A 22,625-nucleotide genomic window follows, 5' to 3' on the forward strand; every position below is an offset into this window, starting at 1 on the left:
AACAAACAGTCTGTATTTAGTTTTATAGAAACTTTTAAAACACAGACCGATGAAAAATGTATTACAACTAGTTGCTGCGCTGTTAATTGCAGTTCAGTTAAACAGCCAAGAAAAAAATGTAGAAACAGAATCTGTAACCTTAGATAGTCTTATAACATTTATTGTTGAGCATTTTAATGCAGATAGTGAGAATAATCAAAATGTAACGTTTTTAGTTAAAACGTATAACGATGATTTTACACAAGAAGATAAAATTATACTTAAACAAGCTTTTATATTATTGTCTAGACGCATGCAGGAAGATGATTTTTTAAGTATCGTATCATATTCTAACTATAATGGAATAGTTTTAAAACAAACGGAATCTAAAGATTTAAAAAATATACTTTATGCTCTAGAGCATCCTAAAACAAGTATTAAAACATTTGGTGATGATGGTATTGAATTGGCATATGATTATACAAAAGAGAATTATGTGGAAGACTATGAAAACAAAGTCGTAATGATACGAATGCCAAAACGTGCTAAGAGAGTAGATAATAATTTAGTTATTGACGCAAAATCAAAAAATAAAGGAAATGGAGCTGCGGTTGTTTTATCTGCATTAGCAATTCTTCCAGAAATTATATCAGTCATTAAAAATTAAACATAAAAAAAGCCCAATGTTTTATGTAAACATTGGGCTTTTTTGTTTTATAATCTAAGATCTATTAACCTTCAGATAAGTTTTTCATTTCTGTTTCAATCATTTCATAGAATTGATCAATTTTAGGAAGTACAACAATACGTGTACGTCTGTTTTTAGATCTATTTTCTGCAGTATCATTATCTACTAATGGTACATGAGAACTACGACCAGCTGCAATTAATTGTTGCGAGTTAACATTTAAACTTTCTAAAACTCTAACTACAGAAGTTGCACGTTTAACACTTAAATCCCAGTTATCTAATAATGGTGGTTTACTATACGATACATTATCTGTATGCGATTCTACCATAGCTTCAAAATTAGGTTTGCTGTTAATTACTTTTGCAACTTTAGCTAAAACATCTTTAGCACGAGACGTTACATTATAGCTACCACTTTTAAATAATAATTTATCAGCAATAGAAATAAATACAACACCTTTTTCTACATTAACTTCAATGTCTGGATCGTTAATACCAACTTCTTTCTTTAAACTAGTAACAATAGCAAGTGTTACACTATCTTTTCTAGAGATAGCATCTTGCAAACGTGATATTTTTAAATCACGCTCTTGTAAACTTTCTAAAGATTTTTCTAAGTTAGTAGCACCTTTAGTCGTTAATTCGGTTAAATCTTGAGAACTTTTAATTAAAGCATTATTACTTTTACGTAAATCTGCTAATTGTTCTTTTAAACCTTCTAAACGTGCAGATGCAGCGGCTTTTTCTGATAAACAAACATTTAGTTTTACAGTTGCAGTATTGAGTAAATCTTGAGTTTCTTTTTGTTTTGCCTCAAGTGCAGCGTACTCTTTCTTCGACACGCATGATGCCAACAACACCATTGCGCAAACACTTAATAACATTAGTTTTTTCATAATTGAATTGTATAATTTTCTAGGTTAAATAATTGTACTTCAAAATTATTGAAAAGAACAATGGGTATCACAGGGATTAACAATTTTTTTAACAGTTTTATAAACAATTAAAAGGTTTTATTTTTCTTTATAAAATAAGACCAAACAATAGAGTTGCAGTTGTAATAGTTAGAGCGCTTTTTTAATTGTTTTCTTTGTTTCAATAATCGGGGTAGAGCATTGTAAAAGCTAAAATGTGCTTTTAGTATAGAGAAACAATGTAATAACTGTAATTGAAATATAAAACGAATTCCTGCGATGCCATCTAATACCATTCTTAAAAACACTCTAGCAAATAGATTTTTGTCTGTATTCTTTGTCAGAGTATAAAGACTATTTCTAAAATTTAAATAGGTTTTTTTAGGATTTGTGGTATTTAGAGTCGCGCCACCAACATGGTAGACTGTTGAATTGCCAATATATTTGGCTTTATAACCTAAATTATATGCACGCCAGCATAAGTCGATTTCTTCCATATGTGCAAAAAAAGAAGCATCAAAACCATTCAATTCTTGAAAAGTAGATTTACGAATAAAAAAGCAAGCGCCAGAAGCCCAGAAAATAGTAGAAGTGTCGTTATACTGATTAGTATCTTCTTCTATAGTATTGAATATGCGACCTCGACAATACGGAAATGCATACTTATCTATAAAGCCACCAGCAGCACCAGCATATTCAAAATGAGTTTTCTTTTTATAATCTAAAATTTTAGGCTGAATAATTACAGTTTCTGAATCTGAATTGAATTGATCAAGTATCGGGTTTAACCAATGCTCGGTTACTTCAATATCGCTATTTAAAAGACATAAAAGCGGTTCTTTAATATGCGTAATAGCATCGTTATAACCTTTGGCATAACCTCCATTCACAGTATTTTTAATAACTTTTACTTGTTGAAAATGTGTTTCAAGAAACGCAACAGAATCATCGGTAGAAGCATTGTCTACCACGTAGATTTTAGCATCTTTAGAATGTTTTATAACTGATGGTAAAAAGGTGTTGAGTAAGCCTTTACCATTCCAGTTTAAAATAACTACAGCGATATCTTTTAAATGAAACATCTAAGTTTTTATATATTCTGGGATATCTTTTAAAAATGCATAGCGTTCAGCATCTGTATCCATTTGACAATAATAATGATTAATTCCGTTGGTTACCATGATATAAGATGCATTTAAAGCTAAATTATAGCGCGCCACCTGATCAAAAGTGGTTTGGTCAATTTTAATTTTAGGAGCTTTACATTCTACAATTAAATGTATAGAACCATTTGTGTTAAAGACAACAATGTCGTAGCGTTTTTTTAAACCATTGATGGTTAAAGCCTTTTCTACATTAATAAGGCTTTTTGGGTATTTCTTTTCAGTAATTAGATAATGCACACAATGTTGGCGTACCCATTCTTCAGGTTGAAGACTGACAAACTTTTTACGAATAACATCAAAAATAGAAACTTTATTTTCTGTACTTTTGAAACGGTATTCAAACTTTGGAAAGTTGAGTTCTTGCACTAATTAAGTTGCTTAATTTCTTCAAAGTTAAACTACAAACATGGAACTTCCAATAAACAATCTTTATTTAGTAAATAGACTTTGAACGAGGCTAAACAAATAGTTACAGATATACAAAAAGGACAGATAAAGCCTATCTATTTTTTAATGGGTGAAGAAGCCTATTATATAGATAAGATTTCAGACTATATCGAAAAAAATGTTTTAGATGAAGCCGAGAAAGGATTTAACCAAGTTGTTCTTTACGGTAGAGATATTAGTATAGAGGATATTGTTAGTAATGCTAAGCGTTATCCTATGATGGCAGAACGTCAAGTTGTAATTATTAAAGAAGCACAAGATTTAAGCAGAACGATTGAGAAACTCTCAGACTATGCAAATAATTTACAGCCAACAACAGTATTAGTTGTTAATTACAAATACAAAAAAATTGATAAGCGTAAAGCACTATATAAAGCCATACAAAAAGTTGGAGTAGTCTATGAAAGTAAGAAGTTATACGAGAACCAAGTAGGAGATTGGATTAGACGTGTACTTGCGGGTCAAGGATATTCTATAGCTCCAAAAGCAGCACAAATGCTTGTGGAATTCTTAGGTACTGATTTATTAAAAATAGACAATGAATTAAGTAAACTTAAAATTGTATTGCCTAAAGACACTCAAATTACTCCAGAACATATTGAAGAAAATATAGGTATAAGTAAAGATTTTAACAATTTTGAATTACGAAAAGCCGTAGGTGAATACAATGTGGTTAAAGCCTACCAAATTGCAAAATATTTTGCGGATAATCCTAAGGATAACCCAATGGTAGTAACAGTATCATTACTCTTTAACTTCTTCTCTCAACTATTACATTTTCATGGACTAAATGATAAATCACCGCGTAGTGTAGCTTCAGCACTAAAGATTAATCCTTATTTTGTAAATGAATACATCACAGCTGCACGAAACTATCCTATGAAAAAAGTGAGTGGAGTGGTAAGTACATTGCGTGAATTTGATGTTAAAAGTAAAGGTGTTGGCGCAAATGCAATACCACAAGGGGATTTACTTAAAGAACTTTTAGTGAAGATTTTTAACTAATTGCCTTCAGCGGATTCTTCAACTACAATTTTATCTTTTTTATAAAAAGGAATTAAATATTGGATGTTATAGCCAAACCCAAATCCAAAACTACCACTGTCAAAAGTTCTATTAAAACCAGGAATAAATAAGTTTTCAAAATTATTAGGCTGATCATCACTAACTAAAAATTTTAGCTGCACATTAAGACCCATAAAAAGATTTTTAAGCAGTTCTGCTTTTATACCAAGAATAAGTTCTCCCCAAATGGAAGAAAGTCCATCAAACTCTCTACCATCTTCAATATTAATTTGTTGATCAAAAAATTGATTATTAACGTCAGTGACATCAAAACTATTTAGAGTATGACTAAATGAGCTTACACCAAGTCTAAACCCCGAAAAAATAAGATTTTCCATATCTAACCAATTTTGATATAGATTATAGTCAACACCAGCTTTAAAATAAGTTCCTGTACTTGTAAAATTTAATGCATCATCATCTACTGTACGTTCTTCATTACCAAGTTCACCGGCAATAAAAAGACGTTTTGTAAGTCTGTAATCGGCATTAATTTCAAAACCTGTATAATCATTATCAATAACGGTACGCCCAATTTTCCCTAAATCAACACCAAACCTAAGCCCATAACGTTGTTTAAAAACAAGTGTGTCTTTAGTTTGAGTGTTATTCTGTGCTGTTAGATTTAATGAAAACAGCACTATAATAATGAACTTAATGGAATATATTAATGTGCGTTGTTGTTTCATCTTCAACATTTAGTTCTGTTAAGTTATTAGAAAAATTAGTGAGTAAAATCCAATTATCATCATCTGTAAGTACTTCTATAGATATATTATTGAAGACACTTTTAAATCCGCAAGCCCTAGATACAAACTGAAATTCTGGCGTATATGTAATTCTTATAGTATCCATATTAGAAGTTGTATTAGGGTCATCATCTAATCTTAAATTAGAATCGCGCTCTAAAATATATTCTGTAGTGGTTAATTCTCCTTCATTTTCAAAACGAAGCGGTAATGCAATAGCATTAACATTAGAATTATTAACTATAAAGTTTGTATTTACATCATCAGGGTCTGCATCTACATCGTATACCGATAGACGAGGTACATTTTTTAAAACATCTTGTTCTGTAATATCAAAAAACTCAATAAGCAAGCGTGGTGTAGTATCATCTGTGCAAATATCATCACGTTCACAGCTTTGATTAAATACAATGATTATAAATAAGAGGAAAATAGGTTTATATGGTTTCATTAATTTATTTAGTGATGTCATTATTTATGTTCTAAAAGTACAACATTTTCTACATGATGTGTTTGCGGAAACATATCTACAGCCTGTGTTTTAATAATAGTATAATGATCTTTCATTAAGGCTAAATCTCTAGCTTGTGTAGCACTATTACAACTTACGTAAACCACACGTTTTGGAGCTATTTTTAAAATCTGTGCAACAACGTCTTTATGCATGCCATCTCTTGGCGGATCTGTAATAATAATATCTGGCTGACCATGTTTTGCTATAAAAGTGTCATTAAATACGTTTTTCATATCACCTACAAAAAAGTCAACGTTTTCTATGCCATTAAATTGTGCATTTTCTTTAGCAGCAGTAATTGCATCTGGTACAGCTTCTACACCAACTACATGTTTTGCACTTTTAGCAACAAACTGTGCTATGGTTCCTGTACCTGTATATAAATCATAAACAAGCTCATTACCTGTTAATTCTGCAAAATCACGTGTTATTTTATATAATTCATAGGCTTGCTTAGAATTGGTTTGATAAAAAGATTTAGCATTAATTTTAAATTTAAGCCCTTCCATTTCTTCAAAAATATGATCGCGTCCTTTGTAGCATATCACTTCTTGATCGTAAATAGTATCATTAGCCTTTTGGTTCACTACATATTGTAGTGATGTTACCTCAGGAAACGTATCTGCAATATAATCTAATACCAATTCACGTTTTGCCTGGTCATTATCATAAAATTGAAGCATTACCATAAGTTCTCCAATACTTGTAGTACGGATCATTAATGTGCGTAACAATCCTTTTTGTTGGCGTGTATTAAAGAAATCTAAACCATTATCTATAGCAAAATCTCTAATACCATTTCTAATCGAGTTAGATGGGGCAGCTTGTAACCAACAGGCATTAATATTTAATATTTTGTCCCACATACCAGGAATATGAAACCCTAAAGCGTTTCTATCTCCAAGATCTTTATCAGATTCAATTTCATCAACAGTTAACCAACGACTATCACTAAAGGAGAATTCCATTTTATTTCTATAAAAATACTGCTCAGCAGAACCCAATATTGGTGTAATTTCAGGTAAGTCTAGATGTCCTAACCGTTTAAGATTATTTACAACTTCTTTTTCTTTATATTCCAATTGATACTTGTAGTCCATGGATTGCCATTTACAACCACCGCAAGTGCCAAAATGTTCGCATTTAGGTTCTGTACGTTTTTCAGATAGTTTATGAAAAGTAGTGGCTTTACCTTCAAAATACGATTTACGCTTTTTAAAAGTTTGTACATCTACAATATCACCAGGAATAGCATTACTTAAAAATATAACACGTCCATCTTCTGCTTTTGCTATAGACTTTCCTTTTGCACCAGCATCAATCACTTCGACATGTGTAAAAACTTGCTTTTTGTTTTTTCTTCTAGACATGCCACAAAAATAGCAATACCAATAAAATATATATGTAATATTTCAATTATCTTTAAAGTGATAGATATTAGTGAATTTGTATTCTTAACGTATAATGAAATTCCTCCCGATAGTTATTGGAATTTGCGCTGAGATTCCCACTTTAGTGATAAGATTCCCACTTTAGTGAAGCAAGTTCAGCATAAATCGTGGGAATAGATTGAACCTTTTTTGAAGTTCTACGTCTTAGAAATAGAAACCTAACCAAATAATGCAAAAACCGCATCAACAAATAGATGAACTGCTAGTGACTCAGATTATATCTGGTGATAAAATAGCATTTGCAAAATTGGTAAAACGCTGGCATAAACAATTTTGTAATAAGGCTTATTGGTTGGTTAAAGATAAAGCGGTAGCAAAAGATATAGCACAGGAGAGTTGGCAGATTATTATGAATAAAATAGAACAGCTTAAAGAGCCACAACAGTTTAAAAGTTGGGCATTGCGTATTGTAACTAATAAGTCTTTAGATCATTTACGAAATAAAGTTAAAGAGCGAGAGCATTTTCAGGATTATAAGCAAGACATAGTAGCAGAAACACCTTATGAAGAAAACCTAAAACTGAAACAAGAATTATCAAAGGCAATTAAAGAATTACCCCTAAATCAACAAGTGGTAATACAATTGTTTTATACAGAATCGTATTCGTTACGTCAAATCAGTAAACGACTCAATATTTCTGTAGGTACTGTAAAGTCAAGATTGTTTCATGCTCGAGAACATTTAAAAAAACAATTAAAACACATAAAAAAAGAATATTAATAAGTTTTTATTTTCACATTGAGCGCAGTCGAAATGTGAGTGAAAACGATAAACACATTTTATTATGAAAACTGATGAAAACATAGATCAATTAATTAAAGAGACATTAACGCAAGAGGAAGCTAAATTTTATGATGATTTAGATGAGAAAAATATACTTGGTTCATTAGTAGAAATTTTCAACGGCAAAAACTCGTGGATCGTTATACTTATGAATATTGTAAGCTTAGGTGCTTTTGGGCTATTTGTGTATTGTGTTGTACAATTTTTTAATACAGATGATATTAATGAACTTATAAAATGGGTAGCAGGAGGATTTATTTTTATTAGCATGTCATCAATGATTAAATTGTATATGTGGATGCAAGTGGATAAGAATAGAGTATTGAATGAAATAAAACGCATTGAAATTTTAATCTCATCATTGTCTCATAAAATCTCAGAATAACATTTTTTGTGTTAACTAATATTTAGTAATTTGCAAGCTCTAGGGATGATTTCTTTCCCACGCTGAATTTTCGCCCCGATAATATTGGGATTCTGAAAGGATAAAGGTAGATAAGGAACTCGCTAAGCGAGATTTGATTATTAATGTTTGCATTTTATTAAAAGTGTCAAACAGTGTCTTTTAATTAAGACATAAACCTTAAAATTATTAAAAAATGGCTGTTTTAGACCAATTAACATCGCAAGAAGCGATAGATTTAGAGAACAAGTATGGAGCACATAATTACCATCCGTTACCAGTTGTATTAAGTAGGGGAGAAGGTGTATATGTTTGGGATGTAGAAGGAAAAAAATATTACGATTTTTTATCTGCGTATTCAGCAGTAAACCAAGGGCATTGTCACCCAAAGATTGTTAATGCTATGGCGCAACAAGCGCAAACATTAACGTTAACTTCTCGAGCGTTTTATAATGATATGTTAGGGCGTTTTGAAAAATTGGCAGCTGAGACCTTTAATTTTGATAAGTTGTTGCCAATGAATACAGGTGCTGAAGCCGTAGAAACTGCTTTAAAACTCTGTAGAAAATGGGCTTATGAAGTAAAAGGAATTCCTGAAAATAGAGCACAAATTATTGTGTGCGAAAATAACTTTCATGGGCGTACCACAACAATTATTTCATTCTCTAATGATCCTGTTGCTCGTAAAAACTTTGGACCTTATACCGATGGATTTATTAAAATTGAATACGATAACCTCAATGCCTTAGAAGATGCTTTAACATCCAATGCTAATGTGGCTGGTTTTTTGGTTGAGCCTATTCAAGGAGAAGCAGGTGTTTATGTGCCAAGTGAAGGTTATTTAACCGCTGCTAAGGTATTATGCAAAAAGCATAATGTATTATTTATTGCAGATGAGGTACAGACAGGTATAGCACGTACTGGTCGTATGCTTGCCATAGATCACGAAAATGTAACTGCAGATATTCTTATTTTAGGAAAAGCATTATCTGGTGGCGCATATCCTGTTTCTGCGGTTTTAGCAAATGATGAGATAATGAATGTGATTAAACCTGGAAACCATGGTAGTACTTATGGAGGCAACCCTATTGCTGCTGCTGTTGGAATAGCCGCTTTAGAAGTGATTAAAGATGAAGATTTAGCTGATAATGCTCAAGAATTAGGAGAACTATTTAGAGCAGAATTGTCAAAATATATAGAAAAGTCTACTATTGTAAATAGCGTTAGAGGAAAAGGGTTACTAAATGCTATTTTAATTAACGATACCGAAGAAAGCGATACTGCTTGGAATATATGTTTAGCACTCAGAGATAATGGTTTATTAGCAAAACCAACACATGGTAATATTATTCGTTTTGCACCACCTTTGGTAATGAATAAAGAACAATTATTAGACTGTGTGTCTATTATAATTAAGACTTTAAAGGCTTTTGAAAATTAAGGGGCTAGTTCTGTAAAAGGGAAAAAAGGTAAGTTACGAAGAATCCAATAAGCAAATGTAACAACAACAATTGCATATGTAAAGTAGGATTTGTGTCCTAAATTGTAATAATACTTTGGAAAGTATTTTTTTGATAGAATTGCATATGCTTTTGAAAATAAGGCAATAGCGATAATGATAATAACAATGTTATGCTTTAATGCTTGTCCTATGCGCAGATGTAATAAATCATGAGTTGCACGTTGACTTCCACAGCCAGGGCAATGTAATTTAGTTGCGAGATAGAAATAACATTTTGGAAAAAAACCTTCTCCATTAGCGACTTCTGGATCGTTATTATAATAATATTTGATTAAAAAAAATACGAGTATCCCTAGTAAGGGATATCCGTATTTTAAATATTTATATGTCTTAGTAATATTAATAATTATAACTGCCTGCAGAACTAAATGCAGCTATTAAAGCGGCACCATAAATAAGCATTACAAACCCTATAAGAACAAAACCGCCTATAAGACCTATTAGTCCCCATAATTTTGCATTTTTAGAGTCGCTTATAGCACCTTCATAATTTCCACCTTCCCATTTTGCATTTACCTGAGCAGCATATATAATACTAACTACTCCAGTAACATTACAACATAAAAACGTTGTGATAATTCCTAGAATAAGATAATTATTAGGTCTTTTAGGGATTTGTCCAGAAGATATTGATTGGTTTTCCATAGTTATAGTTTATTGCCCCATCATTTCTTGTATGCGTTCTTGCATTAATTCTTGATTTTGTAATGTTTCCCATCCAAAATAAGAAATTACCCATAACATATATATTATAGCTAAAACACTTAATACTACACCTATAATACCCATTATTTTACCAGCTTGTACATTACCATAACCAGTGTATAATTGCGGATCTTGTTTGTATATTTTAGTAGCTTTTGTTCCTAGTATAATAGCAACAATACCAAAAATTAATCCTGGTATTCCATAACAACAGCAACCTACTATTGATAATATTCCCATGACTAAGACTAGCGTTGCATTAGGTAATTGTTGATTTTCCATCGAAGTTGATTTTTAAGTTTAAAATGTTTTTAAAATATAACTGATTACAATAATACTAATATTTATGATAAATAACCCTAATAAAATTTTATGACCAATCTTAAATTGAAATTTAATGTGTAAAATAAGAAATACAATCATTAAAATTAAAGTATATATAGCAGGATACATGTAAAATGCATCTATAAATTGCCCTTTTAAAATAAGATTTATAGAACGCTGCATACCACAACCCATACAATCGACATTAAATGTTTTTTTCCATAAGCATGGTAGCATGTAATCTTCGATCTGAAGTAGTACTAATTTCATAATTCAAATATAAGTAAGCCGTTTAATAATATTGTACTTTTGTAGTATGAATATATCTCGAATTATAAATACAGTATGCATTATTCTTGGCGGAGCAGTTGCTATATATGCCCAAGCAGGCGAGCAACAAAATGTATACTTGTTAATTGGAGGAGCAGCTTTATTAATGATAGGTATTTATAGAACCTCTAGAAACGTACCAAGTAAATTTGACAATCCACAGGAAGAAAGTTTTGTAAAAACAGAACCTATTGAAGATGAAGATTAAAGTTGGAGATAGAGTTGAAACAATTGACGATGCTGTAATAGGAACGGTTATATGTATTGTAGACAATACTATTTCTATAGAATCTGAAGATGGTTTTGAATTTGAATTTTCACCTAATGAATTGATAAAGCTAAACACTAAAGACGATGTAAATTTAGCTTCGTTTTCTAATCGATCTATATCAGAAATTACAAAAGAAAAAGAAGGATCAAAAAAAAGAAAAGTACCTACGGTAAAACCTAAGGACCGAAACAGACCTATGTTTGTGGTCGATTTACATATTCACCAATTAACAGATTCTACAAAAGGCCTTACCAATTTTGATATGCTTAATAAACAGTTAGATACAGCAAGAGCACAATTAGAATTTGCTATACGACAACGTATGCAAAATATAGTGTTTATACATGGAGTAGGCGAAGGAGTACTTAAATTAGAACTACATACACTTTTAAGTCGATATAACAATGTTGCATTTTATGATGCCGATTATAAAACTTATGGATTAGGGGCAACAGAAGTTAAAATATTTCAGAATATAAAACCTTAGTTGTCATCTTCTTCTGGCAGTGTTATTGTGCTTTCTAAAGTACCGAGGTTTATAATATCTGTTCTTAATATTTCTATATCAACATCTCTAACAATAAAATTGGTAAATACAATTCTAGTATAAGTTGTAGTTATAGTATTAACATTGGTAAATTCACCAGTTTCTTGGTCATTAAGATAATGTGGTACTAAAACTCCTTCAGCATTATTAGCAGTGTCATCACGCGGATTATCGTTAGTGTTTTCATCTTCAAAACGCGTTAATACCATGTCTCCATCATCATCATCATCTAAATAGTCAGGAGTTCCGTTTCCATCTGTATCCATGGGATTTGTATTTGGGTCATCATCACCGTCACTATTATCAATTTCATTAATTGTAGGCACATTGTCATTATCATCGTCAGAATCTATATAATCAAAAAGACCATCACCATCAGTATCTAAAGAGTCTGAAAAATCTCCGTCGCCATTTGGATCAGCTCCTTCAAATGCAGTAGGCACTCCGTCATTATCATCATCAAAGATAGTCGATGTGATTTCTACAGTCCCAGCTGGTGATTCAAAATCTTCATTGATAATTAAATCCGATGAAGGTATAATATTACATAATTCATCTCCAATTATATCTCTGTTATAGGTTCTATAGTTAAAACGGACAGTGTTTCCATTAATGTCCATTGTTACAGGTTGATCTATAGGTGTTGGTTCACTAAAAAGTAACTCATTAGCATCATTTCTAGGAATGATAAGCGATAAAGATTCGCTAGGATCAACTCGCGTATCAAAAAAAAGATAAGACTGTGTGTCATTTTCACAACGTTCAAGTTCTTGATCAAAATCTAGAGAAACGGTAATAATATCTCCATCATCACAAGCTGTTATTAAAAAAGAAATACAAAAAAGTATTAAAAGGTTACGCATATCTTTATATAGATTTAGGACAAAAATAATGGATTTGTAAAATTATAACGTCGCATATTACAAATAATTTTATTGTACTATTTTTGTAACATGCAAAACGTATATTTAGATAATGCAGCAACGACAGCGTTGCGTCCAGAAGTTATTGATAAAATGACAGCTGCATTAAGAGATAATTTTGGTAACGCGTCATCTACGCATAGTTTTGGACGTTCGTCAAAATCATTAATAGAACAATGCCGCAAAACGATTGCATCTTATTTTAATGTATCTGCGGCCGAAATTATTTTTACATCTGGTGGTACAGAAGCCGATAATTTAGCGTTGCGTAGTGCTGTGCGCGATTTAGGTGTTGTCGAAATTATTACTTCTCGTATAGAACATCATGCCATATTGCATACAGCAGAACAGTTACGAAAGGAATACGATATTAGAATAAATTATGTCAATTTACAGCCTAATGGTATTGTAGATTACACCCATTTAGAAACCTTATTACAGAATGATTCTAAAAAATTAGTATCCTTAATGCATATTAATAATGAGGTTGGAAATATATTAGATTTACAACGCGTCTCCGATTTATGTGTAGCAAACAATGCATTATTTCATAGTGATACGGTTCAATCTGTAGGACATTACCTGATTGATTTGAGTACTGTAAAATTAGATTTTCTTGCCGCTAGTGCGCATAAATTTCATGGGCCAAAAGGTGTTGGGTTTTGTTTTATTAGAAAAGAATCAGGTTTAAAGCCTTTAATTTTTGGAGGAGAACAAGAACGTGGCTATAGAGCTGGTACAGAGTCTATACATAATATAGTAGGTATGGACGAAGCTTTAAAATTAGCTTACACAAATCTTGATACTGAAAAACAATATATAAAAGAACTAAAACACTACTTTATAACTCAGCTTAATGATAAATTGCCTGGTTGCCATTTTAGCGGCGCCTCTGGCGATTTAGATTTAAGCACCTATACATTGCTAAACGTATCTTTGCCATTTGCAACTGAGAAAGCTGCTATGCTGCAATTTCAACTCGATCTAAAAGGGATTGCGTGTTCTAAAGGAAGTGCTTGTCAAAGTGGAAGTACTATGCAATCTCATGTATTAACAGAAGTGTTACCTATTAATTTATTGAATAAGCCTTCAGTACGTTTTTCTATGAGTATTTATAATACAAAAGCAGATATAGATTATGTTGTTGATACACTATGTGCTTTTGCAAAAGCATAATGAATCAATTTACGACTAATTTCCGGCAAACGGAGATCCAAATATACCAACTCCTAACTCAGCCCATATTAAAAATAACAAAATTAGAATGAGACATATTATAAAGATCTTTTTCTTTTTTTTAGTCATCAATTTTAAAACTTAGCAGCTAATCTTAAATTAAAAACACGAGGCGTTAAAAAATTGGGAACAGCAAATTGAGTTTGCGAATTAACATCTCTAACAAATGTATTAGTAATAGCATTTTGATTGTCAAAGAGATTATAAATCTCGAAACCGAGAGATAATTCTTTAAAAGCGCGCTTCCATCTCGAGTTGTAGATACGTTCTGGGTTAACTAAAACATAAGAAATTCCTAAATCAGCACGTCTATAATCACGTAAGCGAAACTGAAACTCTTCAGGGTTTGCAAAACTAGGTGATCCTCCAGGTAAACCAGTATTATAGGCTAAGTTGAGATACATTTTTAAATCAGGAATATTAGGTACATAATCTTGAAATAGAATACCAAATTTTAAACGTTGATCTGTTGGTCTAGCTACATACGATTGCCCATCAGTACGTTCTTCGGTTTTTAAATATCCAAAACTAAACCACGATTCTGTACCTGGCACAAATTCTCCATTAAGTCTTAAATCTAATCCATAAGCAAATGCGTCTGCATTATTATTAGCTCTATATCTAATACGTACATTTTCTAAAGTGTAGGTATTGACATCCGATAAACCTTTATAATAAGCTTCGGAAACCAATTTAAAAGGGCGACCCCACATTTCAAAACTATATTCATTACCTAAAACAATATGAAAAGACTTTTGAGCTTTCACGTTTGGTTGAACAGTTCCGGTAGAATCTCTAAGTTCTCTATAAAACGGAGGCTGATTGTAAATACCTCCTGCTACTCTAAAGAGCATATCCTTCTCCCAATTTGGTTTTATAGCAAATTGTCCTCGTGGACTAATAACGGTTTGTGATACAGTTTCAAAATCATCTCCATTAACATTCCAGGTGTGAGTTCTTAAACCTAGGTTGTAAAAGACTTCGTGTCCCTTATCAGTCGTCGTTTTTTTAGTAAACTGAGCAGAAAATTGAAAACGATTTATAGTAACTTCATTAAATGCTCTAATATTTTCAAAAGCCACTAATGGACCTCTGAACGGAACATCGGGTTGAAAGTTAGGTTGACTTATATTTGGAGGTCGAATAGAAAACCCAGCAGAATCAATAAATTCTGATTCTACCAATCGATCTCTTATATCTTCGTGTGTGTATTTCGCAGACCATTCAATTGTGCTTTCGTTGTCGACTTTATAATCTCCTCGATGTTCTACATTAACAATTAAAGCATCTAAATCGTTACGTGCACGTGTAAGTTGAGATCCAATGCCTTCACTGAATTCTACATCTCCTAAGTCTTCATCACCAATGTTGGTATTAACTTCACCTAGTCGGTATTGTGCTAAAATATCAAAGTACTCTTGCTCCGTTGTTTGGTAAGTAGAAGCGATAAGCTTTAGTGTAAGCTTATCATTATAAAAGTAATTGGCTTTAAACGCACCAAAATTGGTTTGGTATTCGTATTGCTCTTGACCTTCATAATTAATTAACAAAGCTATAGGTTCATCAATAGTCCCAAAATTAGTCTGTCGATCTCTTGGTCTAAAATTATATTGATTGAATGAAATATTACCTAAAAAATTAAGATGAAATTTATCTGAAAAGCGATACGTTAAATAGGTTTGCGCATCAGCAAAAATAGGTTCTACATCACCATTAGTTTCTAAAGAATTTAATATAAGGCCATTGTTTCTATAGCGTAAACCTGTTATGGCGGAGAACTTTCCATCTTTAGATATAACTTCTCCAGCAAGGCTACCGCCTAATAAATTTAAATCTGTTCTTATACCAAATTTAACAGGGTTTTTATAAGTAATATCTAAAACGGAAGAGAGTTTATCTCCATGTTTGGCTTGAAAACCTCCAGCAGAAAAATCAACATTTTGTACCAAATCGGTATTTACAAAACTTAAACCTTCTTGATTTCCTGATCGAATTAAAAAAGGACGATATACTTCAATTTCATTAACATAAACTAAATTCTCATCAAAATTACCACCTCGTACAGAGTATTGCGTACTTAACTCATTCCAGATATTAACTCCTGGTAAAGTTTTTAATATGTTTTCTACACCAGGTTGCGCACCTTTAATAGTTCTAACCAATTCTGGTGATATACTAGTAACACCTTCAACACTTTGACGCGTATTTGTATTAATAACAACAGTTGCTATTTGTTCTACATCTGTTTTTAAAACCGGATTAAACTCTATTTCTTGCCCATTTTTTAGATTGAATTTAACTTCAACTTTTTTATGAGATAAATGAGTAAAGGTGATTATAACTTCGGTATTGGCAGTAATCTTTAATTCGTAAAAACCATTAATATTTGAGGTTGTTCCTTGATTGGTATTGGTTTTTATGTTTACGGCATCTAACGGGGAATTGTTTTCATCTAAAATAACACCTCTTATGGTTGCAGATTGAGAATAACCCATTGAAATGATGAATAATAAACTAACCGAAAGTAAAAAATGTAATGGTTTCAAATAGATGTATTTTATTTTCTAAAAAAGGTTGCTTCAAATGTAGAACTATTTCCGACATTATCGGTTACTATAATTTTTAAATTGTTTTCTGTATCTGTAACGACATTATCATTAAAATCGTGTGTTAGAAGTCCGGTTTTATAATCATATTCCATTAAAATCCATTTTCCATTAACTGTAGCTCTGTAATTAGAAATGCCAGATAAGTCATCACTTATTTTAACTTTTAAATATCTGTATTTGCTCAACCATTTTTTTGGAGTAAAATTTACAGGTCTTATTTTTGGGGTTATAGTGTCTGTCGCTAAAACATATTGCCCAAAAATTTTACTGCGTGCAGACAAAGTATCTCCTTTGCGAGTAGTAGACACATAACTTGGTTTTTTATAGTAGCCAAATAATCTAGCAATAAACAATTTGTCTTTATCGATATCTTTATAATTACTAATATCATAGTTAACTATAAAGTTTTTTTGTAATGGTACAATATCTTTATGTAAACTTATAGTATCTGAATTGACTTTGAAATCAATCAATAAATCATCGTATACCGTATTATTATAGAATATTACACTCGACTTATTTCCTTCTAATACTGTGGTTGCCGCATTTTTAATTAACGATAAGTTTGGGTGACTCTCTAAATTTTCATTTTTAGAAATGCTAAACTCTCCTTTTATTGGTATATCTAAAGTAGTTGTATTGTTTTTATAATCGCTAATCTCTACTTTATATATAGAAGCAGTACTATCTTCTATTTTTATATACCCATTATCAACAACGCCTTTAAATAAACTTAAAGGATTATTGGCTTCTATGAATAGTTTTTGGACTCGTGTTTTTTTAGTTTTAAATAGCTCAAAATCGACATAACGATTAAGATGTTTAGTTTCGTCAAAACTAAAACGTTTAAAATTAACTTCTAACACCTTATTTCCATTAAAAAATGATTTTATGTTACTGACTCCATTTTTATTAGGAGCCAAATCTTGCCTATCGTTTGTTACAACTCCAAAACCAATATCTCCATATGCAGAAATTTTTTCGGCAGAATAATCTCCATTAGCGTTTGGGATTAATCGTAATGGAGTGCGTTTATTTTCTCCGTTTATAAAAGAAGTTTTGTTTTTAGGATACGCATAAACACCAGTTATAAAAGGTTTTTTAGTGTCCTTAATATTAATTCCAAAAAGCATTGGATTAATAGGCCGTTCGGCATTATCTCTAATTTCAAAATGTAGATGTGGTCCGCCAGAGCCTCCTGTGTTTCCAGAGAATGCTACAATTTCATCTCTAGAAATAAGAAGCTCATCAGTATTAGGAAAGAATTCCACTTCATAACTCTCTTTCTCATATTGACGCTTTTTTACATAAGCCTCTATTTTTGGCGAAAATTTCTTTAAGTGAGCATATACAGTTGTGTATCCGTTTGGATGTGTAATGTAAAGTGCTTTTCCATAACCAAAATGAGATACTTTTATTCGACTTACATAGCCATCAGCGGCAGTATAAACTTTTAAGCCTTGTTTTTGTTGCGTTTTAATATCTAGCCCAGAATGAAAATGATTTGAACGTAATTCTGCAAAAGATCCTGAAAGTACTAATGTAATATCTAAAGGATTTCTAAAATAATCTTGAGGGTATTCCGATTGCGAAAATACTTGTAGGGGAAGTAAAATAAGGAGCAAAATATATTTCATACAATGGACAATTAAAGCTAAAGTATTAATTTGAAAATAATAACCCAAGCTTAAGTCTGTATTATTTTTCTTAACAATTTGAGAACAATACAATTATCATTTTTAAAAATTATTACAAAACAATTGTGTTTTTTCAAATGGTATGTTAACTTTGTTACTAGAGTATTGAAATGCTGAAATGAGTAAAATTGAAGATATTGTTGATGGTTTAGAGAATAAAATCTCTAAAATATTACACAAGCAAGAGGTTTTAAAACAAACCAATGCAAAGCTCTCAGAAGAATTAGAGCAACATCAACAAAAAATACTTCGGTATCAAGAAGAAATAGCTACTTGGGCTGAGAAGTACGATACACTTAAAATAGCAAATTCAATGCTTGGTAGTGACGAAAATAAACGAGAAACAAAACTCAAAATAAACACATTAATAAGAGATATTGATCACTGTATTGCTCAATTATCTGAATAATGTTAATCGATTTTAATGGCAGAACAGCTTAAAATAAAACTCTCAATAGCAAACAGAGTTTACCCGCTAACCATTGCACCTAGTCAGGAAGAAGGTTTGCGTAAAGCGACAAAGAAAATAGAAGCCATGATTAGTCAGTTTGAGCAAAATTACTCTGTTAGAGATAAGCAAGATGTTTTGGCAATGTGTGCCTTGCAATTTGCAGCTCAAGTAGAGCAAAAAACAATAGATAAAGAGTATGTAAATGAAGAAGTTCAAGAAAAGTTAGAAGCTTTAAGTGAACTTTTACAATCGCATATATAACTCGTACGTTCTTTAAAATACAAAAGGTTACTGCCTACATTAGTTATATTTTTTGATAAACTCAACGTTAATTCTTTAAAAAGGGTGAGTTGAAGTTGTAAAACCGTGCTGCTAGTGCTGATTTATTTCAGTATCTCGGGCAGATTTTTGAGCAGCTTGTTAGCCCTAAACTTGTTTTTAAGGAGTTTATACAGAATCCAAAACTGATGTAGGCTTTTTTTATATACTAAACTAAACAATGAACATGGACACTAACACAATTTTATATATTGTAGGAGGAGTAGTATTAGGACTAATACTTGGATATATTATCGCTAAAACTTTAGAAAAAAATAATGCTTCTAAATTAATGAAAGAAGCTAAGAAAGAGGCAGATGTTATATTAAAAGAAGCTAAAATTAATGGAGAGAATCTTAGAAAAGAGAAAGAGTTAAAAGCAAAGGAAAAGTTTATAGAGCTTAAGGCAGAACACGAAAAAGTGATTTTTTCTCGTGATAAAAAGATGGCTGAAGCAGAAAAACGTATTAGAGATAAAGAATCTCAAATTTCTAATGAGTTATCTAAATCTAAGAAATCAAATCAATCTTTAGATGATAAAATTAAAGATTATGATTTTAGATTAGAGTTTTTAGAGAAGAAGAAAGAAGAAGTAGAAAAAGCACATAAAAGCCAGATAAAACAGTTAGAAGTAATTTCCTCGCTTTCTGCAGAAGATGCCAAAGAACAACTAGTACAATCTTTAAAAGAAGAAGCTAAAACAGATGCGATGGCATTTGTGCAAGATAAAGTAGAAGAAGCCAAACTTACCGCACAACAAGAAGCAAAAAAGATTATTATTAATACGATACAGCGTATAGGAACTGAAGAAGCTGTTGATAATTGTGTTTCTGTATTTAACATAGAGTCTGATGACGTAAAAGGCCGTATAATAGGAAGAGAAGGCCGAAATATTAGAGCTATTGAAGCGGCTACAGGAGTTGAAATTATTGTAGACGATACTCCAGAAGCTATTATATTATCTTGTTTTGATTCTGTTCGTAGAGAAGTTGCTAGATTGTCATTACATAAGTTGGTTACAGACGGTCGTATTCATCCGGCTCGTATCGAAGAAATTGTAAAGAAGACTCAAAAACAAATAGAACAAGAAATCATAGAAGTTGGTAAAAGAACAGTTATTGATTTAGGAATTCATGGACTAAACCCAGAGTTGATAAAAATGGTAGGACGTATGAAATACCGTTCGTCATATGGGCAAAATTTATTACAGCATTCACGTGAGGTAGCTAAGCTTTGTGGTGTAATGGCAGCAGAGTTAGGGCTAAATCCTAAATTAGCGAAACGTGCCGGATTATTACACGATATAGGTAAAGTACCAGATGCAGAAGCAGATATGGAGACACCACATGCTATTTTAGGGATGAAATGGGCAGAAAAATATGGAGAGAAAAAAGAAGTCTGTAATGCTATTGGAGCTCACCATGATGAGATTGAAATGACATCATTATTATCTCCAATTATTCAAGTCTGTGATGCTATTTCGGGCGCAAGACCAGGCGCAAGACGTCAAGTATTAGATTCATACATACAACGATTAAAAGATTTAGAAGCTGTAGCTTTTGAATTTACAGGAGTAAAGAAAGCTTATGCTATACAAGCAGGTAGAGAATTACGTGTTATTGTAGAAAGCGAAAAAGTAAGCGATGATAAAGCTGCAAGTTTATCGTTTGAGATTTCTCAAAAAATTCAAACAGATATGACCTATCCTGGGCAAGTAAAAGTTACTGTGATTAGAGAAACTAGAGCAGTAAATATTGCGAAATAAAAAAGATAACTTCTAATAAATAATTAGACTTTAAAATATGCTGAAAAATACCCATAAGCAGGTATTTTTCAGCGTATTTATATTCTCTAGGTTTGTGTTAAATTATTAATAAACCAATTTTAACATTACACATTATGAGAATACTATTTACCATTTTAGCATTTATTACTATCTTAAATGTTTCAGCTCAAAAAACAAGAATTACAACATCTGAACCCGACGCACAAATTTTAGTCAATGGAGAAAAAGTAGGCAATGGGTCCTATACCTTAAAATTAAGTAATAAAGATTGTTATAACGTTAGAGCAAGTAAACCAGGTTTTTTGAAATACGAAGTCACACTTTGCGGTAAAAAAGCAGGTCCACAAGCCCCAAAAACACATTTCTTTGATATGCAAAAAGATGATTCTGAAATTGCATCAATACAAACAGATCAAGCTAATGTTGATTTTGAAATAATTGTAAATCCTGAGCTATCTGTAGATGAAGCCTGGAAGTTAGTGTACTTGATTGTAACAGATTATTTCGATGCTATTGAGGTAAGTGATAAAGAAACAAGTTATTTAAGAACGGCCTGGTCTGTTCAGAGTTTTTTGCAAAATACTATTAGAACTCGTATGATAATAAAATTAGCAAACTCTTCTCCATTGACCTATAAGGTTAAACTAAATAGCGAATATAGTGGGTCAGCCAGAACTAGTGTTAAAGCTGATGAATTATATAGAGCATGGGATAGAGTTTTAAGAAAATATGAAAATGTAATTGGCGATTTTAGTACAAGATTGCAAAAGAAGTAGTTATATAATGAATTAAGATTATTCTTTTGTAACAAATTTTCTAGGATGAAATTTATTGAGCACAGTATTTAAGTGAGAGCGATCTATATGTGTATAAATCTCTGTTGTGGTAATACTTTCATGTCCTAGCATCATCTGTATAGCTTTTAAATCGGCACCATTTTCTAGTAAATGTGTTGCAAAAGAATGTCTAAATGTATGTGGCGATACTGTTTTTTTTAACCCTATTTTTTTAACCAGCTGCTTTATTATAGTAAATATCATAGCTCTTGTAAGCTTATGACCTTTGTAGTTAAGAAATAAAATATCTTTAGCATCTGCGTCAATATCTATATGTTTTCTAATGTCTTTCCATATCAATATATACTTTTTGGTAGTGTCTCCAATAGGTACAAAGCGCTCTTTATTACCTTTACCTCTTACTTTAATAAATCCTTCATCAAAAAATAAATCAGAAATTTTTAAATCGGTTAATTCACTAACACGAAGACCACAGCTGTATAATGTTTCTATAATAGCCTTATTTCTATGTCCTAGATTAATGTTTCTATATTGGTAATTTAAGTCAATAGCATCAATAAGATTATCTATGTCTTCAATAGATAATGTATCAGGCAATTTTCGACCTAAACGAGGTGATTCTATTAAATCGAGAGGATTTGTTGCTCTATAATTTTCAAAAATAAGATAGTTAAAAAAATTACGAAGCCCAGAAATAATACGTGCTTGGGATCTTGGACTTAATTCTTTTGAGATTTTATAGATAAATTGTTGAACAGTTTCGTTATCAATCTTTATTGGTGAAATACTGTTTGAGTTTTTTTCTAAAAATAAAATTAACCGTTTAATATCATAAACATAGTTGTCAATAGAATTTACAGATAATCCTCGTTCTATTTTTAGGTAGTGTTTATAATCCGTAATAGCGTTTGACCAATTCATAGTTTAAAAGTAACTATTTTTATAAT

Annotated in this window: 26 protein-coding genes and 1 other RNA gene; 13 read left to right on the forward strand and 14 right to left on the reverse strand. The window is 31.4% G+C overall.

The genetic code is table 11. The features are described 5' to 3' along the window. The first annotated feature begins 49 nt into the window (after positions 1 to 49). Entirely contained in the window at positions 50 to 646 is a 597-nt protein-coding gene (locus K8Z87_RS03800) for a vWA domain-containing protein (protein WP_227476153.1), read from the forward strand. 64 nt (positions 647 to 710) lie between these two features. Here the strand turns inward: K8Z87_RS03800 and K8Z87_RS03805 are convergent, their stop codons facing one another. The 3 genes from K8Z87_RS03805 to K8Z87_RS03815 form a co-directional block, all read right to left on the reverse strand. Then, a complete protein-coding gene (locus tag K8Z87_RS03805) occupies positions 711 to 1,565 on the reverse strand; it encodes an OmpA/MotB family protein (protein WP_227476154.1) in 855 nt (284 codons plus the stop codon). A 107-nt stretch (positions 1,566 to 1,672) separates the two neighbouring features. Beyond that, positions 1,673 to 2,665 (reverse strand): glycosyltransferase family 2 protein, encoded by a 993-nt coding sequence (locus K8Z87_RS03810; RefSeq protein WP_227476155.1) that lies wholly within the window; start codon positions 2,663 to 2,665, stop codon positions 1,673 to 1,675. Then, the gene (locus K8Z87_RS03815; protein WP_227476156.1) at positions 2,666 to 3,115 is read right to left on the reverse strand and encodes a type I restriction enzyme HsdR N-terminal domain-containing protein; all 450 of its coding nucleotides are present in this window, start codon (positions 3,113 to 3,115) and stop codon (positions 2,666 to 2,668) included. 81 nt (positions 3,116 to 3,196) lie between these two features. On the opposite strand from K8Z87_RS03815, the gene holA reads away from it, so the two are divergent. Next, complete coding sequence (holA, locus tag K8Z87_RS03820) at positions 3,197 to 4,201, forward strand: DNA polymerase III subunit delta (RefSeq protein WP_227476157.1); 1,005 nt, start codon at positions 3,197 to 3,199, stop codon at positions 4,199 to 4,201. Here the strand turns inward: holA and K8Z87_RS03825 are convergent. The 3 genes from K8Z87_RS03825 to rlmD are packed head-to-tail and all read right to left on the reverse strand — an operon-like array spanning position 4,198 to position 6,894. Then, entirely contained in the window at positions 4,198 to 4,950 is a 753-nt protein-coding gene (locus K8Z87_RS03825; RefSeq protein WP_227476158.1) for a DUF6048 family protein, read from the reverse strand. The genes holA and K8Z87_RS03825 overlap by 4 nt on opposite strands. Next, complete coding sequence (locus K8Z87_RS03830; RefSeq protein ID WP_227476159.1) at positions 4,916 to 5,461, reverse strand: DUF6452 family protein; 546 nt, start codon at positions 5,459 to 5,461, stop codon at positions 4,916 to 4,918. The genes K8Z87_RS03825 and K8Z87_RS03830 overlap by 35 nt, the downstream gene beginning before the upstream one ends. A gap of 20 nt (positions 5,462 to 5,481) precedes the next feature. Then, positions 5,482 to 6,894, reverse strand: coding sequence for a 23S rRNA (uracil(1939)-C(5))-methyltransferase RlmD (gene rlmD, locus K8Z87_RS03835; RefSeq protein ID WP_227476160.1), 1,413 nt, complete (start codon positions 6,892 to 6,894; stop codon positions 5,482 to 5,484). Positions 6,895 to 7,144: 250 nt separating this feature from the next. On the opposite strand from rlmD, the gene K8Z87_RS03840 reads away from it, so the two are divergent. From K8Z87_RS03840 to rocD, 3 genes are all read left to right on the forward strand, one after another. Continuing rightward, positions 7,145 to 7,696, forward strand: coding sequence for an RNA polymerase sigma factor (locus K8Z87_RS03840; RefSeq protein ID WP_227476161.1), 552 nt, complete (start codon positions 7,145 to 7,147; stop codon positions 7,694 to 7,696). A 64-nt stretch (positions 7,697 to 7,760) separates the two neighbouring features. Beyond that, positions 7,761 to 8,144, forward strand: a complete 384-nt coding sequence (locus K8Z87_RS03845) for a DUF6768 family protein (protein ID WP_227476162.1) — start codon at positions 7,761 to 7,763, stop codon at positions 8,142 to 8,144. A gap of 214 nt (positions 8,145 to 8,358) precedes the next feature. Beyond that, a complete protein-coding gene (rocD, locus tag K8Z87_RS03850; RefSeq protein WP_227476163.1) occupies positions 8,359 to 9,603 on the forward strand; it encodes an ornithine--oxo-acid transaminase in 1,245 nt (414 codons plus the stop codon). On the opposite strand, the gene K8Z87_RS14005 is transcribed toward rocD, so the two are convergent. From K8Z87_RS14005 to K8Z87_RS03865, 4 genes are read right to left on the reverse strand one after another with little or no spacing between them, the layout of a single operon-like run. Beyond that, positions 9,600 to 10,058 carry a DUF2752 domain-containing protein gene (locus tag K8Z87_RS14005; protein WP_407704195.1) on the reverse strand — a complete coding sequence of 153 codons (459 nt, stop codon included), beginning with the start codon at positions 10,056 to 10,058 and terminating at the stop codon, positions 9,600 to 9,602. The two genes, rocD and K8Z87_RS14005, sit on opposite strands and share 4 nt — an antisense overlap. Beyond that, positions 10,024 to 10,329, reverse strand: coding sequence for a CD225/dispanin family protein (locus tag K8Z87_RS03855; RefSeq protein ID WP_227476164.1), 306 nt, complete (start codon positions 10,327 to 10,329; stop codon positions 10,024 to 10,026). Before K8Z87_RS03855 ends, K8Z87_RS14005 begins: the two co-directional genes overlap by 35 nt. A gap of 9 nt (positions 10,330 to 10,338) precedes the next feature. Then, positions 10,339 to 10,671, reverse strand: a complete 333-nt coding sequence (locus K8Z87_RS03860; RefSeq protein ID WP_227476165.1) for a CCC motif membrane protein — start codon at positions 10,669 to 10,671, stop codon at positions 10,339 to 10,341. An 18-nt stretch (positions 10,672 to 10,689) separates the two neighbouring features. Beyond that, positions 10,690 to 10,983, reverse strand: a complete 294-nt coding sequence (locus K8Z87_RS03865; RefSeq protein WP_227476166.1) for a DUF2752 domain-containing protein — start codon at positions 10,981 to 10,983, stop codon at positions 10,690 to 10,692. Between the two features lie 46 nt (positions 10,984 to 11,029). Between K8Z87_RS03865 and K8Z87_RS03870 the strand changes: the two genes are divergently transcribed. Together K8Z87_RS03870 and K8Z87_RS03875 are read left to right on the forward strand one after the other, a co-directional pair. Continuing rightward, positions 11,030 to 11,251: a hypothetical protein gene (locus tag K8Z87_RS03870; protein WP_227476167.1), complete on the forward strand. Its 222-nt coding sequence runs from the start codon at positions 11,030 to 11,032 to the stop codon at positions 11,249 to 11,251. Further along, positions 11,241 to 11,801 (forward strand): Smr/MutS family protein, encoded by a 561-nt coding sequence (locus K8Z87_RS03875; protein ID WP_227476168.1) that lies wholly within the window; start codon positions 11,241 to 11,243, stop codon positions 11,799 to 11,801. The genes K8Z87_RS03870 and K8Z87_RS03875 overlap by 11 nt, the downstream gene beginning before the upstream one ends. Here the strand turns inward: K8Z87_RS03875 and K8Z87_RS03880 are convergent. Further along, on the reverse strand, positions 11,798 to 12,724 hold the full coding sequence (locus tag K8Z87_RS03880; protein WP_227476169.1) for a hypothetical protein: 927 nt from the start codon (positions 12,722 to 12,724) through the stop codon (positions 11,798 to 11,800). The two genes, K8Z87_RS03875 and K8Z87_RS03880, sit on opposite strands and share 4 nt — an antisense overlap. Before the next feature lie 90 nt (positions 12,725 to 12,814). Here K8Z87_RS03880 and K8Z87_RS03885 point away from each other — a divergent pair, with 90 nt between their 5' ends. Continuing rightward, entirely contained in the window at positions 12,815 to 13,960 is a 1,146-nt protein-coding gene (locus K8Z87_RS03885; RefSeq protein ID WP_227476170.1) for a cysteine desulfurase family protein, read from the forward strand. A 134-nt stretch (positions 13,961 to 14,094) separates the two neighbouring features. Here K8Z87_RS03885 and K8Z87_RS03890 read toward each other — a convergent pair whose 3' ends face one another. Both K8Z87_RS03890 and K8Z87_RS03895 read right to left on the reverse strand, forming a co-directional pair. Continuing rightward, positions 14,095 to 16,515, reverse strand: coding sequence for a TonB-dependent receptor (locus K8Z87_RS03890; protein WP_227476206.1), 2,421 nt, complete (start codon positions 16,513 to 16,515; stop codon positions 14,095 to 14,097). Between the two features lie 62 nt (positions 16,516 to 16,577). Next, complete coding sequence (locus K8Z87_RS03895; RefSeq protein ID WP_227476171.1) at positions 16,578 to 18,266, reverse strand: M23 family metallopeptidase; 1,689 nt, start codon at positions 18,264 to 18,266, stop codon at positions 16,578 to 16,580. A 178-nt stretch (positions 18,267 to 18,444) separates the two neighbouring features. On the opposite strand from K8Z87_RS03895, the gene K8Z87_RS03900 reads away from it, so the two are divergent. From K8Z87_RS03900 to K8Z87_RS03920, 5 genes are all read left to right on the forward strand, one after another. Then, entirely contained in the window at positions 18,445 to 18,735 is a 291-nt protein-coding gene (locus K8Z87_RS03900) for a hypothetical protein (protein ID WP_227476172.1), read from the forward strand. A gap of 15 nt (positions 18,736 to 18,750) precedes the next feature. Then, on the forward strand, positions 18,751 to 19,038 hold the full coding sequence (locus K8Z87_RS03905) for a cell division protein ZapA (RefSeq protein WP_227476173.1): 288 nt from the start codon (positions 18,751 to 18,753) through the stop codon (positions 19,036 to 19,038). A gap of 59 nt (positions 19,039 to 19,097) precedes the next feature. Continuing rightward, positions 19,098 to 19,226, forward strand: a non-coding RNA gene (gene ssrS, locus K8Z87_RS03910) — 6S RNA. Between the two features lie 56 nt (positions 19,227 to 19,282). After that, positions 19,283 to 20,860 (forward strand): ribonuclease Y, encoded by a 1,578-nt coding sequence (gene rny / locus K8Z87_RS03915; protein ID WP_227476174.1) that lies wholly within the window; start codon positions 19,283 to 19,285, stop codon positions 20,858 to 20,860. Positions 20,861 to 20,994: 134 nt separating this feature from the next. Then, positions 20,995 to 21,657, forward strand: a complete 663-nt coding sequence (locus K8Z87_RS03920) for a hypothetical protein (RefSeq protein WP_227476175.1) — start codon at positions 20,995 to 20,997, stop codon at positions 21,655 to 21,657. A gap of 18 nt (positions 21,658 to 21,675) precedes the next feature. Here the strand turns inward: K8Z87_RS03920 and xerA are convergent, their stop codons facing one another. Beyond that, entirely contained in the window at positions 21,676 to 22,599 is a 924-nt protein-coding gene (gene xerA, locus K8Z87_RS03925; protein ID WP_227476176.1) for a site-specific tyrosine recombinase/integron integrase, read from the reverse strand. Positions 22,600 to 22,625: the final 26 nt, after the last annotated feature.

The organism is Winogradskyella immobilis (assembly GCF_021887715.1).
GTDB classification, from domain to species: domain Bacteria; phylum Bacteroidota; class Bacteroidia; order Flavobacteriales; family Flavobacteriaceae; genus Winogradskyella; species Winogradskyella immobilis.

Coding starts and splice junctions, on each gene's coding strand:
- K8Z87_RS03800 (WP_227476153.1), top strand. CDS start 50: ATGAAAAATGTATTACAACTAGTTGCTGCGCTGTTAATTGCAGTTCAG.
- K8Z87_RS03805 (WP_227476154.1), bottom strand. CDS start 1,565: ATGAAAAAACTAATGTTATTAAGTGTTTGCGCAATGGTGTTGTTGGCA.
- K8Z87_RS03810 (WP_227476155.1), bottom strand. CDS start 2,665: ATGTTTCATTTAAAAGATATCGCTGTAGTTATTTTAAACTGGAATGGT.
- K8Z87_RS03825 (WP_227476158.1), bottom strand. CDS start 4,950: ATGAAACAACAACGCACATTAATATATTCCATTAAGTTCATTATTATA.
- K8Z87_RS03830 (WP_227476159.1), bottom strand. CDS start 5,461: ATGAAACCATATAAACCTATTTTCCTCTTATTTATAATCATTGTATTT.
- rlmD (WP_227476160.1), bottom strand. CDS start 6,894: ATGTCTAGAAGAAAAAACAAAAAGCAAGTTTTTACACATGTCGAAGTG.
- K8Z87_RS03840 (WP_227476161.1), top strand. CDS start 7,145: ATGCAAAAACCGCATCAACAAATAGATGAACTGCTAGTGACTCAGATT.
- K8Z87_RS03845 (WP_227476162.1), top strand. CDS start 7,761: ATGAAAACTGATGAAAACATAGATCAATTAATTAAAGAGACATTAACG.
- rocD (WP_227476163.1), top strand. CDS start 8,359: ATGGCTGTTTTAGACCAATTAACATCGCAAGAAGCGATAGATTTAGAG.
- K8Z87_RS03855 (WP_227476164.1), bottom strand. CDS start 10,329: ATGGAAAACCAATCAATATCTTCTGGACAAATCCCTAAAAGACCTAAT.
- K8Z87_RS03860 (WP_227476165.1), bottom strand. CDS start 10,671: ATGGAAAATCAACAATTACCTAATGCAACGCTAGTCTTAGTCATGGGA.
- K8Z87_RS03865 (WP_227476166.1), bottom strand. CDS start 10,983: ATGAAATTAGTACTACTTCAGATCGAAGATTACATGCTACCATGCTTA.
- K8Z87_RS03870 (WP_227476167.1), top strand. CDS start 11,030: ATGAATATATCTCGAATTATAAATACAGTATGCATTATTCTTGGCGGA.
- K8Z87_RS03875 (WP_227476168.1), top strand. CDS start 11,241: ATGAAGATTAAAGTTGGAGATAGAGTTGAAACAATTGACGATGCTGTA.
- K8Z87_RS03880 (WP_227476169.1), bottom strand. CDS start 12,724: ATGCGTAACCTTTTAATACTTTTTTGTATTTCTTTTTTAATAACAGCT.
- K8Z87_RS03885 (WP_227476170.1), top strand. CDS start 12,815: ATGCAAAACGTATATTTAGATAATGCAGCAACGACAGCGTTGCGTCCA.
- K8Z87_RS03890 (WP_227476206.1), bottom strand. CDS start 16,515: ATGGGTTATTCTCAATCTGCAACCATAAGAGGTGTTATTTTAGATGAA.
- K8Z87_RS03895 (WP_227476171.1), bottom strand. CDS start 18,266: ATGAAATATATTTTGCTCCTTATTTTACTTCCCCTACAAGTATTTTCG.
- K8Z87_RS03900 (WP_227476172.1), top strand. CDS start 18,445: ATGAGTAAAATTGAAGATATTGTTGATGGTTTAGAGAATAAAATCTCT.
- K8Z87_RS03905 (WP_227476173.1), top strand. CDS start 18,751: ATGGCAGAACAGCTTAAAATAAAACTCTCAATAGCAAACAGAGTTTAC.
- rny (WP_227476174.1), top strand. CDS start 19,283: ATGGACACTAACACAATTTTATATATTGTAGGAGGAGTAGTATTAGGA.
- K8Z87_RS03920 (WP_227476175.1), top strand. CDS start 20,995: ATGAGAATACTATTTACCATTTTAGCATTTATTACTATCTTAAATGTT.
- xerA (WP_227476176.1), bottom strand. CDS start 22,599: ATGAATTGGTCAAACGCTATTACGGATTATAAACACTACCTAAAAATA.